This is a genomic window from Pseudomonas sp. R84, from assembly GCF_009834515.1.
In the GTDB taxonomy this organism is placed as follows: Bacteria; Pseudomonadota; Gammaproteobacteria; order Pseudomonadales; family Pseudomonadaceae; genus Aquipseudomonas.
On sequence record NZ_CP019426.1, the window covers coordinates 5,224,953 to 5,239,699 of the forward strand.

Here is a 14,747-nt window from a genome sequence, read left to right on the forward strand (position 1 = left end):
CGTGGACCTGTTTTTCAAAGCCCTGTTGGGCGCTGCGGTGGTGCTGATCATCGCGGCGCTGTCGAAGACCAAAAACTATTACATCGCAGGCTTGGTGCCGTTGTTTCCGACGTTTGCGCTGATTGCGCATTACATCGTCGGCAAGGGACGTTCGATCGAGGATTTGAAGACCACGATCGTGTTCGGGATGTGGTCGATCATTCCGTACTTCGTCTATCTGGCGACGTTGTATGTGATGGTTGATCGATTGCGGCTGGAGGCGTCGCTGGCGGTGGCGGCGATGGCCTGGTTGATAGCCGCCACCGTGTTGGTGACGGTTTGGGTACGGTTGCACAGCTGACCCTCACCCCAGCCCTCTCCCAGAGGGAGAGGGGGCCGACCGCTGAATATTGAAAATCTCCGTCGACGTGAAAGTGCTGTACCGAATCCATAATCGACTCATTGCATCAGGTCGGCGGATAGCCAAATACAACTCGATCAGTCCCCTCTCCCTCAGGGAGAGGGCTAGGGTGAGGGGCTTTTTTGGCTCCTGCCGATATCAGTTGACAGTGCCGCCCTTGGACTCAGCCATAATCTGCCGAATCGCTCCGACAAACGTTTCCACCGGCTGCCCGCCCGTCACCGCGTATTGCCCGTTGAACACCACGGTCGGCACCGAACTCACCCCGCGCTGCAACCACAACTGCTCTTCTTCACGCACCTCATCGGCAAACTCGTCCGACGCCAGAACGGCCTCAGCCCGCTGGCGATCCAGCCCGACACTTTCCGCAATCTGTACCAGTTGCCGAGGATCCGACGGATTGCCGCCATCACTGAAATACGCCTTGAACAGCGCCTCCTTCAACGGCAACTGCAAACCCTCAAGCCCCGCCCAATGCAGCAAACGGTGCGCATCAAAGGTGTTGTAAATACGGCTATTGCCATCAGTACGAAAAGCAAACCCCAGTTCAGCACCACGAGCCCGGATCGCTTCGCGATTCTTCTGCGACTGCTCCGGGGTTGAACCGTACTTCTCTTGAATATGCTCGGCAATGTTCTGCCCATCAGCGCCCATTTTCGGGTTCAGTTCGAAGGGCTGGAAGCGGATCTCGGCCTGCACTTCGTTGCGCAGGATCTCCAGCGCCTGTAACAGACCACGCAAACCGACGACGCACCACGGGCAGGAGACGTCGCTGACAAAATCGATTTTCAAAGCGGAACTCATCACACACCTCGCGGGGGGGAAATCGTGCGGGAAAGTTTGCACGATACACCTGCTTCAGATTTTTGGTGACCATAGCGGCCCCTTCGCGAGCAGGCTCGCTCCCACCCTTGGAGTGCGTTCCCCAGTGGGAGCGAGCCTGCTCGCGAAGAGGCCCGCTCAGACAACACAAATACCTCGGCTACAGCAGATTCGCGCCCACCACCGGCTCGATCTGCGCCCAATGCGAGGTGTCTTCACGATGCGCCTGCAAATACGGCAGCACCGCCGCCAGTAACGGTTCCTTGAATGCCTCCTGAAAACGATGGGCCAACCCCGGAATCAGCTTCAACTGGCTGCCGCGAATATGCGCCGCCAGATGCACGCCGTGCATCACCGGCAGCAACGGATCCGCCGTGCCATGCACCACCAGCGTCGGCACACGCAACTGGTTGAGTAATGCCACCCGACTCGGCTCGGCGAGGATCGCCATGATCTGCCGTTTCACGCCCTCGGGGTTGAACGCACGGTCGTACGACAGCGCCGCCTGATGCAACAAGACCTGCCGATCATCGGTGACCGCCGGGCTGCCCAGTGCCGCGAGCAAATCCGCCTGTTGCTCCAGTGCCACCTGACGATTCGGTGCGCCGCGTCGCGATAGAAGTTGCACCAGCGCTGCACTCGGTGCTGGCAAACCTTCGGCACCGGAACTGGTCATGATCAACGTCAGGCTTTCGACCCTTTGCGGCGCCATCGCCGCCATGTGCTGGGCGATCATCCCGCCCATGCTCGCGCCCAGAACGTGAAACTGCTCGACGTGCAACGCGTCCATCAAACCCAGCGCGTCGTCAGCCATGTCGGTCAGGCTGTACGGCGCTGCCACTGGCAGACCGAGCTTGTAACGCAGCACTTCAAAGGTCAGATTGGCTTCAGCCGGCGCCCGACGCCAGGTCGACAGGCCGACATCGCGGTTGTCATAGCGAATCACCCGAAAGCCCTGCTGACACAGCGCGACCACCACTTCATCCGGCCAGTGGATCAACTGTCCACCCAGGCCCATGACCAGCAACAACGCCGGGTCCGACGCGCGGCCAATACTCTGGTAAGCAAGGCTCACCTGCTGCAGATCGACATGCTCGGTCGGCACATTCACATCGCAGCGCGCCGCCGCAAACGACGACGGAGCGAAAAAAATCGCGGCCAACAAAGCCGCGACAGAAAATAAACCCTTAGCCATGAAAAACACCGAAACGCAGAACCCCAGTAGAGCGCGAGTCTGATGAAGTTTGTACAAGCGCGCTGCCACAGTTCGATGACAGTTTGATGAAGACTGCCGAGCGGTCATGCAGGCACGTTGCAAACAATATCTATGTACCGCCATCGCCTTGCGCGATTTCTCTTGAATGACGCGTTCACGGAGCGGATTTCCCGCTCCACTGCGAGTCCGCCACATGCCCGATCGAATTATTCTGGATGACCCCTCCGCCCCCTCCCCGCTGCCGACGGTAGCCGAGCATTTGCCGGCAGTGACCGATGTCAGCCTGTTATTGCAGGCCAGCCAGCGCTGGCGCGCCAGCAGCGAAGGGTTGCGCGAGTTGTTTAGCACCAGTCCTGCCTTGCGCGACACGGTCAATGAGCTACTGCGACAACACCTGCAACTGGACGGTGAGAAAACCACGCTGCACTTTACTGCCACCGATGGGCAAGCGGAATGCATCGTCAGGCTCACCGATGCCTGTGCCTTTGTCGTTCAGCACCCGACGCTGGAATCAGATCTGGATCAGCGTTGTCACGTTACCGGCATCAGCAAAAATCACCCGTTGTACGCGTTGAAACCGCTGCAACTCCTTGAACAGCTCAAATCGCTCGACCCCAAACAGAGCCACGCCACGCGCTGGCGATCATTCTGGGAAGCACGCGCACCACACACGCCGATATCACGCAGCACCCGCGCCACGCAGCTATACCGTGCGCATTTCGAAGCCACTGCGCACACCGCCCTCGCCCACAAAGCCATTACCGCTGCGCAATTCAAACTTCTGCAACAGATCATCGATTCAGGTGCCGGTGCACTGACCATCGACGGTCAATCCATCCACACGGAAAAACCGGCACTGGTGCTGAGCAACGGCAGCAAAGTCAAACTACCGGGAGCGTGGGTCATCAGCGCGGGCGATCCGGCCACGGCGGGACCGTTGCTGTATCTGCCGGGCAGGCCGGTAGCGATCCAGGCCTTCAAGAACCGCGCAGACCTGCAAACCTGGCTGACTGGCCAGGTGCAGATCCCCACTGGTCTGCCCAAGGACATCCAGCGCTTTGATTACAGCGCTGCGCAAGACCCGATGGTCACAGGGGCAAGCGATCTGTTCGCCGACCGACAACACGCCCAACTGGATGCCTTGCGCAACACCAACAAAGGTAAACCCGGGATAAGCCAGCACGGTGCGCAATCACTGGCCCATGTCGACCTGATCGATCATCAACGCAGCAGCGCTGTCATTGTGGCTGCGCCGCCGAAACCGGTGCTGGCCGCCAGCGATATCGAGGTGGACGAAAAACCCCTGTTCGGCAGTCTGTCGGCCAGTATTCCACTGTCCGTACGGCAGGCAGCGCTGAAGCGTGAGCGCGAGGCGTTCGAACGCTTGCTCGCCAATGACAGCGACGGCTCCCGCTACCGGCAGTGCAACGACCTGCTCAAAGCGCTGGAGGCTGCCGAACTGGCCGGCGAGACTGCGGCCACATCCGTGCTTTACCACGAAAGCACCTCGGACATGACCGCGTTCAATACGGCATTGAAAACCCTCCAGCAGGCACATGAGGACGGCTTGCACGCTGAAGCTCAATTGCAAACGGCGCTCGGGCAACTCGACAGCGCCGAGCACGACCTGCTCAAAGCCGTGCTGGAAACACCCGTCGCCGCCGAACGTGACGCTGATTTTTGCGCTGCCAGCCTGACCTTGTCGCTGACCGCAACAAAGGACGAGGTCACCACCACGCAAAGTGAAACGCTGAGAGGCGCGCTGGTGATCACACGCCAGGCGGCCCTCGCGGACCACGCATCGAGCGCCAGCCTGTTGCTCTACTGGCCCGGCACCGGCGGTGGCCTGCAACGCTTTGCAGACCGCCGCGCACTGGAGCGCGAGCTGTTCAAGATTCACCACCCGGACAGCGAACTGACCTTGCAGCTGAATCTGCTGACCACGGATCCGCTGCACCACTGCCTCAATGAGCTGATTGCCGGCTTCGAAACCAAAGCCAAAGACCTGCGCGCCAAACCTGAACAGGCTGATGCATTGGAAACGCTGCGCCAAGGTTGTCTGGCCAATCTTCAGGTGCCGGTTCACGCGGCCAGAAGCCTGTCTTTTGCCCACTTGCATGAACAGGAACGCAGCGCCACCCTTGCCCGCCAGTTGCCGGACTGGCTGATCAAACTCAAGAACGTCGAACGTAGCGGGCTCAAACAGAACATCAAGGCGTACATCGCGGCGATGCATCACAGCCACACCCTGATGACCCTCGCGCTGGAACCCCGGGATGACTTCACCCGCCGACATCTGCACGCGCGACTGCGCAAGGACTTTGCGCTTGAGGGGCATTTTTCCGTACAGATCGAACTGCCCGACTCGACCAAAACCGAACAGGTCCGCCAGTCCGGACCGGGGGGTGTCAGTTCGGAAACAGTGATTGTACCCAGCAAAACCAGCAGCAAAATGTCCCTGGAGGATCTGGCACAGCTCAATATCGATAATGTGCAATCGGTACTCAATGACGCGCTGTCGCAACGTCTGGTATTCCTGCGCCCGAAAGTGAGCGCGACGCTGAAAAACGATCGCACGCGCCTGCTCAATGGCATCAACCTGACCTATCTGCGCAAAGTCCTGCCGGAACTGGACCTGCCCAAGGCCTACGAACAGAAGATCCGCGACGCGTTCCACGGCGCGGCCCGTGAGTCCGCGTTCGTCAAACAGCATCGCCGCGAAAGCCTGATCGAGCCATGGCGTCTGATGCTCAGGATTCAGAGTGAAAATGCGCGGCTGCAAAAACACCTCAGCCGCGATGAAGCTGCGCTGCTCAACATTGCCATCGACGCCAGCACCCCAGAAGCGTGGCAAGCCGACGGCAAGCGCATTGTCCTGCTGCCGGTGTCGCTGAAAGTCGGTGGCAAGGACACCCCCGGCGAAGGCCCGGTGACCCTGTCCGGCGTCAGCTTCATCGAAGAACAGATCAGCGGCGTCACCTTGCTGTACTTGCCCGACAGCCATGACGAACAGTTTTTCCGTCGCTACGACAACCTCGAAGCGGCGCGCACAGGGCTGTTCAGGTTGTGCAGCAGCGACAAGTGGATCGCCTACTTCGCCGGCAAAGCCTTGCAGGGCAACGTCAGAGCACATGTCAGCCGAATCGGCCAGGCCGTAGAGAAAAACTTCGATGCCATTATCGAAGTCGGCGCGCGCTGGCCGGCGAGTACTTCGCTGGCCGCGCACCTGCTGGATGCGCACATGGGACGCCTGGTCGAAGCCCATCGCGGCACTTCGCGCTCCAACGATGAACTGTTCTTCGAGCGTTACGCCTTGAAAGGCCCGCGTGCCTTCAATTACATAAAAATGGCGCTGGGCATGGTGCCCTTTGTCGGCAGTGTGCTGGCTCTGTATCAGGCCTGGACCGCCGCCAATCAGGCGGTCACAGCATTCTTGCGCGGCGAAGTGGCTGACGGTCTGGCGGAAATCGAGTCCATGCTGCTGTCGCTGGTTGACGCACTGATGGACCTGCTCCCGGGCGAAGCGGTGGCCTCGACCCTGTCCCGAACCACGCGCGCATTGACCCGCGCTCGTCAACTTCACACGCTAACCGGCAACGTGGCGGCGCTGCATGGCAGGACGCAGCGTCAGGCCCGGCATGTGCTGGCACGCTTCAAGGATTACGAATATGAAAAACCGATTTCCCTCGCTGGCACAGAGCCGTCCAGTCATGGTGTCTACCGTGGTGTCTACCGGCATGCCGACGGCGACTTCATCGAGCGTCAGGGCCGCCTTTACCAGGTTGAGCTGAGCAAGGACTCGCGCCAGTGGCGCCTGTTCGGCAACTCGCGAAAAACCTACAAGCAACCGATCGTGCTGGATGAAACCGGGCATTGGGATACGTGGTTCGGCGTCTACGGCACAACCTTTGACGGCGGTCTGGCCGGTGGCGGCAACGTCGTCGGGCGCGTGGCCGATACGTTGGATCCCTACTGGCCGCCGGTGATTCGCCAACGCCTGCCGCGCTGGCTGGCGGATCGCAACTTCCGCCGCCAGCATCAATTGACCGCCGCCGCGGATGATCTGGCCGATCAAATGCAGGTCGCCGGAACCAACAGCGATCGGGTGCTCAACGCCTACCGCGTCACCGCAATAGAAGACCGCCCGGCCCTGTGGCCGGAACTCGAAGCCGTTTGCGTTAACGATATCCGCCTGGCCGAGCGGCGCTATCAAACGTTGACCGAACTGACCGAGCTGACCCACGGCAGAAAACTCAAGGAAGTCGTCGGCATGCAAGGCAAGAGCGCATGGCTTTTAACCGATCGCTATCGGCGCCGCGCTCTTCACGCCTCGCACAATGTTCATGCGATGACCCTGAAAATCAAGGAGCTGAAGGAGACCCGCAAGGCCTTGCCTCTCGGTACCCTGGCGCAACGTTTGAGCATCATGGAAGAAATACGCGGACTGCGTATCGAGATCGTGAAAAAGCTCGACGAGATGGAGGCGTTCAAGGCGCAGGTCAATCACTGGTATGAGCGCATGCTGGCCAAAGACCGACCGAAGATCTCGGCGTACATCGAGGACATCAACACCCGTCACAGCGATGCCGTCCTGCTCTACCTGAAGACCTCGCAACGCCTGGAAATCGTCAAGAAGGCCGGCGATCCCGACGATGCGTCGTGGCTGTATTTTCTCGGGCTTGCCGATCCGCTTCGACTGGACATCGATCGCGTCCTGTACCGCCAGTACGATCTGCCGAATATCGCTGCCACCACCGCCCAACGCAACCAGATGCTTCAGGAATGTGTGGACCTGAGCGAGCGCTTTCGTCGCGAGATGGGCGTGTGGACTGCCAGTTACCCGCAATTCTTCCATCAGGAAGTGGTCGCGCCCTTGCTCGACGGCATTGACCGTTTGGCCGATCGTGCGCGCGCCGGGATCAACAAGCCGCCGGCGCCGGTACCAAGGGTCGCGGAGCAACCTCTGCAGCGCGTATTCATGACCGCAGACAATCAACTGCGCCATGGCTTCGAACAGTGGGATAACGTGACCCAGACCCGCCGCTACAAATGCACAGGGCCTGGTGGCCATGAGGAAATCTGGGAACACCGGGGTGACGGCACCATCATTCTGCTCAACCCGCAGATCATAGCCGCCCGTTCGCCCGCCACATTGAGCCTGGCAAGCTTGGTGGACGAAGCCCGGCAGCGTCTGGATAACGTCCCGAGCTACCGCTCAACGGTTTTGAGAAACGCCGATACGGGCATGCTCCCCGTCGACCTGCAACACATGCTGGACAGTCAGGCCGCCGAACTCAGCACCCGTGCCGAGCGCATCGCCGCCAAGTCTGCGCAGCACCCGATCATCCAGACGTTGCGCGATCAGGCCGCTGAACTGAAAGTGGCCGGGCGCACCCTGCGTACCGAACGCTCACTGACCAGCCAGCAGCCTACCGACGGCATGCTCTACGACCTCATCGGCCAGCATGCCGTGGAGATACGCCGCACCCAAGCGATCAAACACTTGGGCAGGCACCAAGGCCATCCGGACTACATGCAGGAATACGAGATATGGAATCTCTTCGCGCAGCCTGCCGCTCCGTTGTGGTACGCGCATTTTCATTACCGCAGTGCAACAGCTCCGTTTCGCCGGTTCGAAACCGCGCACCTGAAACTGCGCGAGCACCGCTTCCTGACCCACGCCGACGATGCCACCCTGCCGTATTCGAAGATTGGCAAGCAATCGGCGGTTTTGAGTTTTTTTGAAGACGTTTGAACGAAAATCCATCGACCGTCCGTCGCTACTGTCAGATCTGACAGTAGCGCAGTCGGGTGTTTGCGTAGCCAATGGTTCGGCGACGGAAATCATGGTGAACCGTCGATACGAGCACGGGATGACCGACATGAGTAAAAACTTTCTTCAAAACGGCAACTTCAGCACTGGCAAGTTTGCGCCTTGGGAGGTCCACGTATTCCAAGGCAAGGCGAGTGTCGTTCAGCATAATCTCAGTGCTCAAGCGAAGGTGCTGCCCGGTGTGGACACCGGCGTCGTACTGTTGAACAAATTCACCGCCCCGCCCGGTGCTTTTACGATCAAGGTCGATGCCTCCGCGCCCGGGGCCGAATATCATCAGGATCCGCCGAACATCGATACCCACCCGATTCTGTTTTTTTTCATCTCAGGCTATAACGCAGACGGCAAACTTGTTCAATTCGACGTGGGGAACTGGTGGTTGAAACCCAAGCAGAAGTCCTTCATCTATTCGGGCGTCATGCTGACCGGTGTCGTAGAAGTCGAGTTGCAAGTGTCCTTTCCCTCTGACCCTCTTCAGGTCAAGGGCTCGCTCTACATCGATAACGTCAGCTATTCGCTCGATTCGCCAGGGTCGATTCATACAACACGCTGGAGTCAGTGATACGCAAACCTACCACGACGACGCGGATTACCTAGCGCACAACAATACTCAAAATGACAGCCACCTAGCGAATGACCGCTCATCGGGCAATGTGTCCAACCTGTCAGGTATGACAGTAGGCAAGACAATTTCCGCAGTGCTCAATATCAGGGTTCAGAGCCGTAGCTGAATATTGAGCGCTTCAATCCCACAGGGAGTCACCGGAAATGAACGACTTGTCAACCAATAGCAATAACCTGACGCAAGTGCTGATTTTCTCCACCGACCCGGATCCGGTAAGAATTCTGACGGATTACCCTCCATTCATTCCAGGTTACAAGTCGCTGTCCGGGGATATCGCTGGCGTTAACCGAAACATGGTCAACAGCGACCGCCGAGGTTTGCTCGGCTATGTTTTTCCGTACCTGAACATGGACAGCACCGACCAGTTGCGTGTGTACCTTGGGACCCGTCCAACGCTGGTTGCCGGACCTTTTCCCGTTGGCGCGTATATAAACCAACTGGTACCGTTTTATATTCCAGTCGCGTTTCTCGAACAGATGTATGCGACGCCTGTGCCGATTCCCGAAACGCTTGAGCTCTTCTGCAGCATTCAGCGGGTTAGCGAGAACGAGCGAAACTTCCCTCCCCTGCCGCTCCTGTACAAACCTTTTGATCCCGGCGAACTCGATACCCGACACGACCTGCCGAACAACCAGGGACTGGCTCTGCCAGTGCCCTCGGAAACCGTCATCGACAAAACCGTTATTGAAAACGGCATGTTCGTCACGATTCCGCAGTATTTGTACCAAGCCATCGGCGATTTGATCTACCTGGCGATAGGCCCGCGCGAACTGAGCCTGGAAGTGACTGCATTGGGTGATGTGCTGTTTGAACTGACACCGGGATTTCTAAAAACATTGCCCGACACCGACAAGGTGGCGATCACTTACGAGATTGTCGATATCGTGGAAAACGGCAGCGGCTGGTCATCGGCCGTTTCGCTTGCCTTGAAGCCGAACACGGTGTTGCTCGCAGCACCATTGGTTGATGAATCGGATGCCGAAGACAATCTCGATCACGACGCACTGGACGGCGGGTCGGCAACCGTAGTGATCACGGGTCAGTTCAAGTCCGGTGACATTATCAACCTTACCGTTGTCCTGTTTACCTCGGTGGGTGATCGGCTGGAGCGCATTATCAAAGAGGACGTGAAAGGCACATCACGTTCGCTGCGAATTCCTCTTGAGAATTCGTTCATTCAGAACGGCATCCGTGCGTCGATGGTACTCAGTTACACCAAGTTGAGCGGTGGCATCACGCAGCATTCAAAATGCACCACAGTCACCATCAGCGGCACGTCCCTCCCCGCCGCGGCTCCCACCATTGAGGAACAGCAAGGTAACGAACTGCCCGCTGACACCTCGCCGGCCCATGTGCACATCCCCACCTACTGGCCGCTGCTCGAGGGAGCGACCGTAAGCCTGTATTGGCAAGTCACCTTGTCCAATGGTGTCGAGAACCTGTACATCTTTAGCCAGATCATCAATGACATCACGCAACCTGTGATCTTTACCGTAACCGGCGAATACATCGACCGGTTCGAGAGCTGCCCGCTGACCGTGCTTTACAAGATCGAAAATCCCGGCAAAACCGTGGTGCAGTCCGGATCGCTGAAAATCACTATCGGCGCCGCAGCCGAATTACCGGCTCCACTCCTGGTACAAGCACTGCCCGGAAATCGGGTTCAGCCACTGGACACTCGCAACACCGCGACCGTGCGGGTCAGCGACCCGGCCATGAATCCGAGAAAAACCTACACCCTGACGATCAGAGGGCGTGCAGGTTTCGGCAGCCCGGTCATTACGTCAAAACCGGGTAACAACAGTGGTGAACTGCTATTCGACCTGCCGCCGACGGCTATCCCCGCCAATATTGGCAGTTACATCAAAATCAGTTGTGTGAAAACCGAGAGTGGCAAACCCGACCAGCCTTCCGGTGTCAGCCGCTATGAGGTACTCCCCGTCGCCAACCCGCAAATCAACTTCCCGCAAATGAGCATCGAGGAAGCCAAGGGAGGCGTACTCGATCTCAATAACTTCAGCGGCGACGCACACTGGATATTGCCGCCGTACCTGTTTCAAGCCATCGGTACCCGTATGCGCGTTGCCATGAGCGATGACGAGCACGTCATCATGCTTTTCGATGCCGTGATCAACGCCACCCATGAGCGAGAAGGCTTGAAGGGAACGATCAGTCGGGAAGAACTGAAAAAATATAAAGACGGCACACAGGTCTTCGGCCTGTCAGTCGCCAACTACAGTGATCGGGGCGGCGTCGATACCTTTTTCCCTGTGCGTGAATTGACGATCAAAACGCAAATACTGGCGAGACCGGCGATCACACAATTAATAGACAATCAGGGCGCCATTACCGGGCCCGTTGCGAACGGTGGTGCCTGCGATGCCACGTCACCACAATTGGTCGGCACGGCAACGCCCGCAAGCAAAGTTCATTTGTTCAACGGCGACAACCTGTTAGGTATTTTTGATGTGGAGTCTTCAGGACTTTGGCGTACGAACGTCAATATCGGATTGGGTCGCCATGTATTAACGGCGAAAACTCCCGATGGGCAACTGATATCCGCTCCCTGGGTTGTCACCATTCGCCCGGATCTTTATGACGACACCAGCTTCGTCGGCGGCTTCAACGGCTGGAGTATTGGGCCAGGTGGCGCAACTGGATACCTCGCGGCCCATACCTATACACAGGCGTTCTGGAACATCACACCTGCGGGCCGTAACTATGCCGGAGCCATTCTGTACAAATATTTGCAGCTTGTTGTCGGAGCAAGCTATCGCTTCGTAGCGCAAGTAGGCGATTTTACGGGGTCGGGAGGGCGGCATTTGCCCGTAATAAATTTGCGCGCGGGCAATATGCTAAATACACCGTTGTTCACGCTTGGCAGACAACAGAATTACACCTTGCAGGGCGACTTCACCGCCAATTCCGCCACAGCATTGTTTGAGATAGTCAGCCATCAAGGCACTCCAGACGGAAACGATTTCCTGATCTTCAATTTGCTGGTGCAACAGCTGACTAACCCACCGTCGGCGTGAAACCAGCGAAAACGGGAACTCGCAATGCACAGTAAAAACGCGCTGAGACGTTGCCTCAGCGCGTTTTTTTTGCGGTAAGCCTCAGCATTCGCAGCCCCTCATGGCGCTTCAGGTTCTATAAACCCTTTTGTCGACAGCCAGGCAATCATGAGACAAACTCAACCTTTTAGTGCTTACCACAAGTTTTACTCATGGAGCCATCGGTGCTTGAAATCCGCCACCTGAAAACCCTGCATGCCCTGCGCGAAGCCGACAGCCTGGTCGATGCCGCCGACCGGCTGCACCTGACGCAATCGGCTTTGTCCCATCAGTTCAAGGAATTGGAGGAACGTCTGGGCATGGCGTTGTTCGTGCGCAAGACCAAACCGGTGCGTTTCACCAGCGCCGGTTTGCGCCTGCTGCAACTGGCCGACGCAACCCTGCCGCTGCTGCGAGCCGCCGAACGGGATATCGGTCGTCTGGCCGGTGGCACCGCCGGGCGCTTGCACATGGCCATCGAATGCCACAGCTGCTTCCAGTGGCTGATGCCGACCATCGACCAGTTCCGCGATGCCTGGCCGGAAGTCGAACTCGACCTCGCCTCGGGCTTCGCCTTCGCGCCGCTGCCGGCCTTGGCCCGTGGCGATCTGGATCTGGTAGTGACGTCTGATCCACTGGAAATCGCTGGCATCACCTATGTGCCGCTGTTCACTTATGAAGCCATGCTGGCCGTGGCCAATCAGCATGCACTGGCGAGCAAACCGTACATCGTCCCCGAAGATTTGCTCACGGAAACGCTGATCACCTACCCGGTGGAACGCGACCGCCTCGACATCTTCACGCGCTTCCTGGAACCGGCCGACATTGAGCCGGCCCAAGTACGCACCTCGGAACTGACGGTGATGATGATGCAACTGGTCGCCAGCGGCCGTGGCGTCTGCGGCATGCCGCACTGGGCGCTGCACGAGTACAGCTCGCGCGGATATGTGAAGGGTAAACGGCTGGGGGAAAAGGGTTTGTTTGCAACGTTGTATGCGGCGATTCGTACCGACATGCTCGATGCACCGTACATGCGTGATTTTCTGCTGACGGCGAAGGACACGTCGTTCTCGACCCTTGATGGTGTCAGCGCCGTGCGCTGACGCTAAAAATCAAAAGATCGCAGCCTTCGGCAGCTCCTACAGAGATCAGTGTAGGAGCTGCCGAAGGCTGCGATCTTTTGATCTAGCCCCCCTCTCAAGGTAATTCACGCCACATATGGATCTTGTCGAAGTAGTCTTCACCCACCCGCACCGCCAATGGTTCGAGGCCGAACTGGATGAAACCGCAGCGCTGGTAGAGGTTGAACGCGGCGTCATTGCCGGCGGTGACGGTGAGCTGGAGCAGTTTCAGCGCCGGATGGTTTTGCGCTTCGGCAATGGCCGCCTGCACCAGTTCATGGCCCAGGCCATGCTGGCGAAAATCCGCCGACACGTACATGCCGAACAACGTGGCCTTGTGACGAGCCTTTTCCCGAGGCTCCAACGCCAGGCCGACTATGCCGGCCAACGTACCGGCTTCAAACGCGCCAAGCACCACATCGAGTTTGCTGGTCAGGCGCCCTTCCCACCAGCTCAATGGCATCACCGCGCGTTCGCGCACGCTTGAGGTGAAGGCCTGCGGATGACGGTCATAGGCTTCGAGCATCAGTTCCCGGTATGCCAGGGCATGGCTGGCGTCCAGCCGTTCGATCCACATGCTCACGCCGTCCTGCGTTGCTCAAACATCAGGCGCACGGCCAGACCAGCCAACACGAAGCCCATGAAATAACGCTGCAGTACCAGCCATGTCGGGTTGCGCACAAACCACGAAGCAATGCCCGCCGCGAACAGTGCGATCAGCAAATTCACGCAGAAACTGACGCTGATCTGGGTGAGGCCGAGAATGATGCTTTGGGTGAACACCGAGCCGTGTTCTGGCGTGATGAATTGCGGGAATACCGAAAGGTAGAACACGGCGATTTTCGGGTTCAGCGCACTGGTGAGAAAGCCCATGGTGATCAGCTTGCGCGACGAGTCCACCGGCAACTGCTGCGCTTCGAACGGCGAGCGCGCCCCCGGTTTCAGCGCTTGCCAGGCCAGCCACAGCAGGTACAGCGCGCCGGCCCACTTGAGCACTTCGTAGGCCATCGGCACCGCGAGGAACACCGCCGTCAAACCAGCCGCCGCCGCAAACAGATGCACAAAGAACCCCGCCACCACGCCGAGCAACGACGTGACCCCGGCCTTGCGTCCCTGACAGATCGAACGCGAGATCAGGTAGATCATGTTCGGCCCCGGCGTCAGCACCATCAGCAGTGCAGCAGCGGCGAAAATCAGCAGGTCTTGCAACGGGATCATGGCAAAGTCCTTTGCGTGGATGATCAGGCGATTGCGCTTAGCGAGTTGCGATAAAACGGCAGGATCAGGTCGCGTGTCAATGGTGCCAGATCGACTTCAGGATCAGTGGCCGGATCGACCCAGATCACCTCTTCGATTTCCGCCGCCGGCATGACGTCAGTGTCGATCGTCAGTTGAAAGATTTGCGCTTGCACAACGCACCCCGGCTCATTGGCGGCGGGAGCGGAAAACTGCCCGAGAAATGCCGCCTGCGCAGGATCGATCTGCAAACCCAGCTCCTCTTCCAGCTCACGCGCCAGTGCGTGCACCGGCAACTCGTGCGCTTCGATCTTGCCGCCCGGTTGCATGAACGCCGTGGTCCCGCGTTTGCGCACCAGCAGGGTCTGCCCTTGAGTGTTGAGCAACAATGCGGCGGCAATACGAATCGTGGAAGCAGTCGACATACGAAAAATCCTTGGC

Annotated in this window: 10 protein-coding genes; 5 read left to right on the plus strand and 5 right to left on the minus strand. The window is 58.5% G+C overall.

The window, feature by feature from the left end; translation table 11 throughout:
* The first annotated feature begins 1 nt into the window (after position 1).
* On the plus strand, positions 2 to 340 hold the full coding sequence (locus tag PspR84_RS23105) for a GlpM family protein (protein WP_160059263.1): 339 nt from the start codon (positions 2 to 4) through the stop codon (positions 338 to 340).
* 198 nt (positions 341 to 538) lie between these two features.
* Here the strand turns inward: PspR84_RS23105 and PspR84_RS23110 are convergent, their stop codons facing one another.
* Both PspR84_RS23110 and PspR84_RS23115 read right to left on the minus strand, forming a co-directional pair.
* Complete coding sequence (locus PspR84_RS23110; RefSeq protein WP_160059264.1) at positions 539 to 1,204, minus strand: DsbA family oxidoreductase; 666 nt, start codon at positions 1,202 to 1,204, stop codon at positions 539 to 541.
* Positions 1,205 to 1,382: 178 nt separating this feature from the next.
* The gene (locus PspR84_RS23115) at positions 1,383 to 2,417 is read right to left on the minus strand and encodes an alpha/beta hydrolase (protein ID WP_160059265.1); all 1,035 of its coding nucleotides are present in this window, start codon (positions 2,415 to 2,417) and stop codon (positions 1,383 to 1,385) included.
* 214 nt (positions 2,418 to 2,631) lie between these two features.
* On the opposite strand from PspR84_RS23115, the gene PspR84_RS23120 reads away from it, so the two are divergent.
* The 4 genes from PspR84_RS23120 (at position 2,632) to metR (ending at position 13,052) form a co-directional block, all read left to right on the plus strand.
* Positions 2,632 to 8,193, plus strand: coding sequence for a DUF6543 domain-containing protein (locus PspR84_RS23120; RefSeq protein WP_160059266.1), 5,562 nt, complete (start codon positions 2,632 to 2,634; stop codon positions 8,191 to 8,193).
* On the plus strand, positions 8,180 to 8,833 hold the full coding sequence (locus tag PspR84_RS23125) for a hypothetical protein (protein WP_160059267.1): 654 nt from the start codon (positions 8,180 to 8,182) through the stop codon (positions 8,831 to 8,833). The genes PspR84_RS23120 and PspR84_RS23125 overlap by 14 nt, the downstream gene beginning before the upstream one ends.
* 206 nt (positions 8,834 to 9,039) lie before the next feature.
* Positions 9,040 to 11,931 (plus strand): hypothetical protein, encoded by a 2,892-nt coding sequence (locus tag PspR84_RS23130; RefSeq protein WP_160059268.1) that lies wholly within the window; start codon positions 9,040 to 9,042, stop codon positions 11,929 to 11,931.
* Between the two features lie 203 nt (positions 11,932 to 12,134).
* Positions 12,135 to 13,052: a transcriptional regulator MetR gene (metR, locus tag PspR84_RS23135; RefSeq protein ID WP_007916739.1), complete on the plus strand. Its 918-nt coding sequence runs from the start codon at positions 12,135 to 12,137 to the stop codon at positions 13,050 to 13,052.
* 94 nt (positions 13,053 to 13,146) lie between these two features.
* On the opposite strand, the gene PspR84_RS23140 is transcribed toward metR, so the two are convergent.
* The 3 genes from PspR84_RS23140 to PspR84_RS23150 are packed head-to-tail and all read right to left on the minus strand — an operon-like array spanning position 13,147 to position 14,731.
* Positions 13,147 to 13,647, minus strand: a complete 501-nt coding sequence (locus PspR84_RS23140) for a GNAT family N-acetyltransferase (RefSeq protein WP_160059269.1) — start codon at positions 13,645 to 13,647, stop codon at positions 13,147 to 13,149.
* 2 nt (positions 13,648 to 13,649) lie between these two features.
* A complete protein-coding gene (locus PspR84_RS23145; RefSeq protein ID WP_160059270.1) occupies positions 13,650 to 14,288 on the minus strand; it encodes a LysE family translocator in 639 nt (212 codons plus the stop codon).
* Positions 14,289 to 14,311: 23 nt separating this feature from the next.
* Positions 14,312 to 14,731 carry an NUDIX domain-containing protein gene (locus tag PspR84_RS23150; RefSeq protein ID WP_160059271.1) on the minus strand — a complete coding sequence of 140 codons (420 nt, stop codon included), beginning with the start codon at positions 14,729 to 14,731 and terminating at the stop codon, positions 14,312 to 14,314.
* Positions 14,732 to 14,747: the final 16 nt, after the last annotated feature.

Bases quoted from the DNA above. Each gene is read 5' to 3' on its own strand.
- PspR84_RS23110 (WP_160059264.1), bottom strand. From the start codon at position 1,204: ATGAGTTCCGCTTTGAAAATCGATTTTGTCAGCGACGTCTCCTGCCCG.
- PspR84_RS23115 (WP_160059265.1), bottom strand. From the start codon at position 2,417: ATGGCTAAGGGTTTATTTTCTGTCGCGGCTTTGTTGGCCGCGATTTTT.
- PspR84_RS23120 (WP_160059266.1), top strand. From the start codon at position 2,632: ATGCCCGATCGAATTATTCTGGATGACCCCTCCGCCCCCTCCCCGCTG.
- PspR84_RS23130 (WP_160059268.1), top strand. From the start codon at position 9,040: ATGAACGACTTGTCAACCAATAGCAATAACCTGACGCAAGTGCTGATT.
- PspR84_RS23140 (WP_160059269.1), bottom strand. From the start codon at position 13,647: ATGTGGATCGAACGGCTGGACGCCAGCCATGCCCTGGCATACCGGGAA.
- PspR84_RS23145 (WP_160059270.1), bottom strand. From the start codon at position 14,288: ATGATCCCGTTGCAAGACCTGCTGATTTTCGCCGCTGCTGCACTGCTG.
- PspR84_RS23150 (WP_160059271.1), bottom strand. From the start codon at position 14,731: ATGTCGACTGCTTCCACGATTCGTATTGCCGCCGCATTGTTGCTCAAC.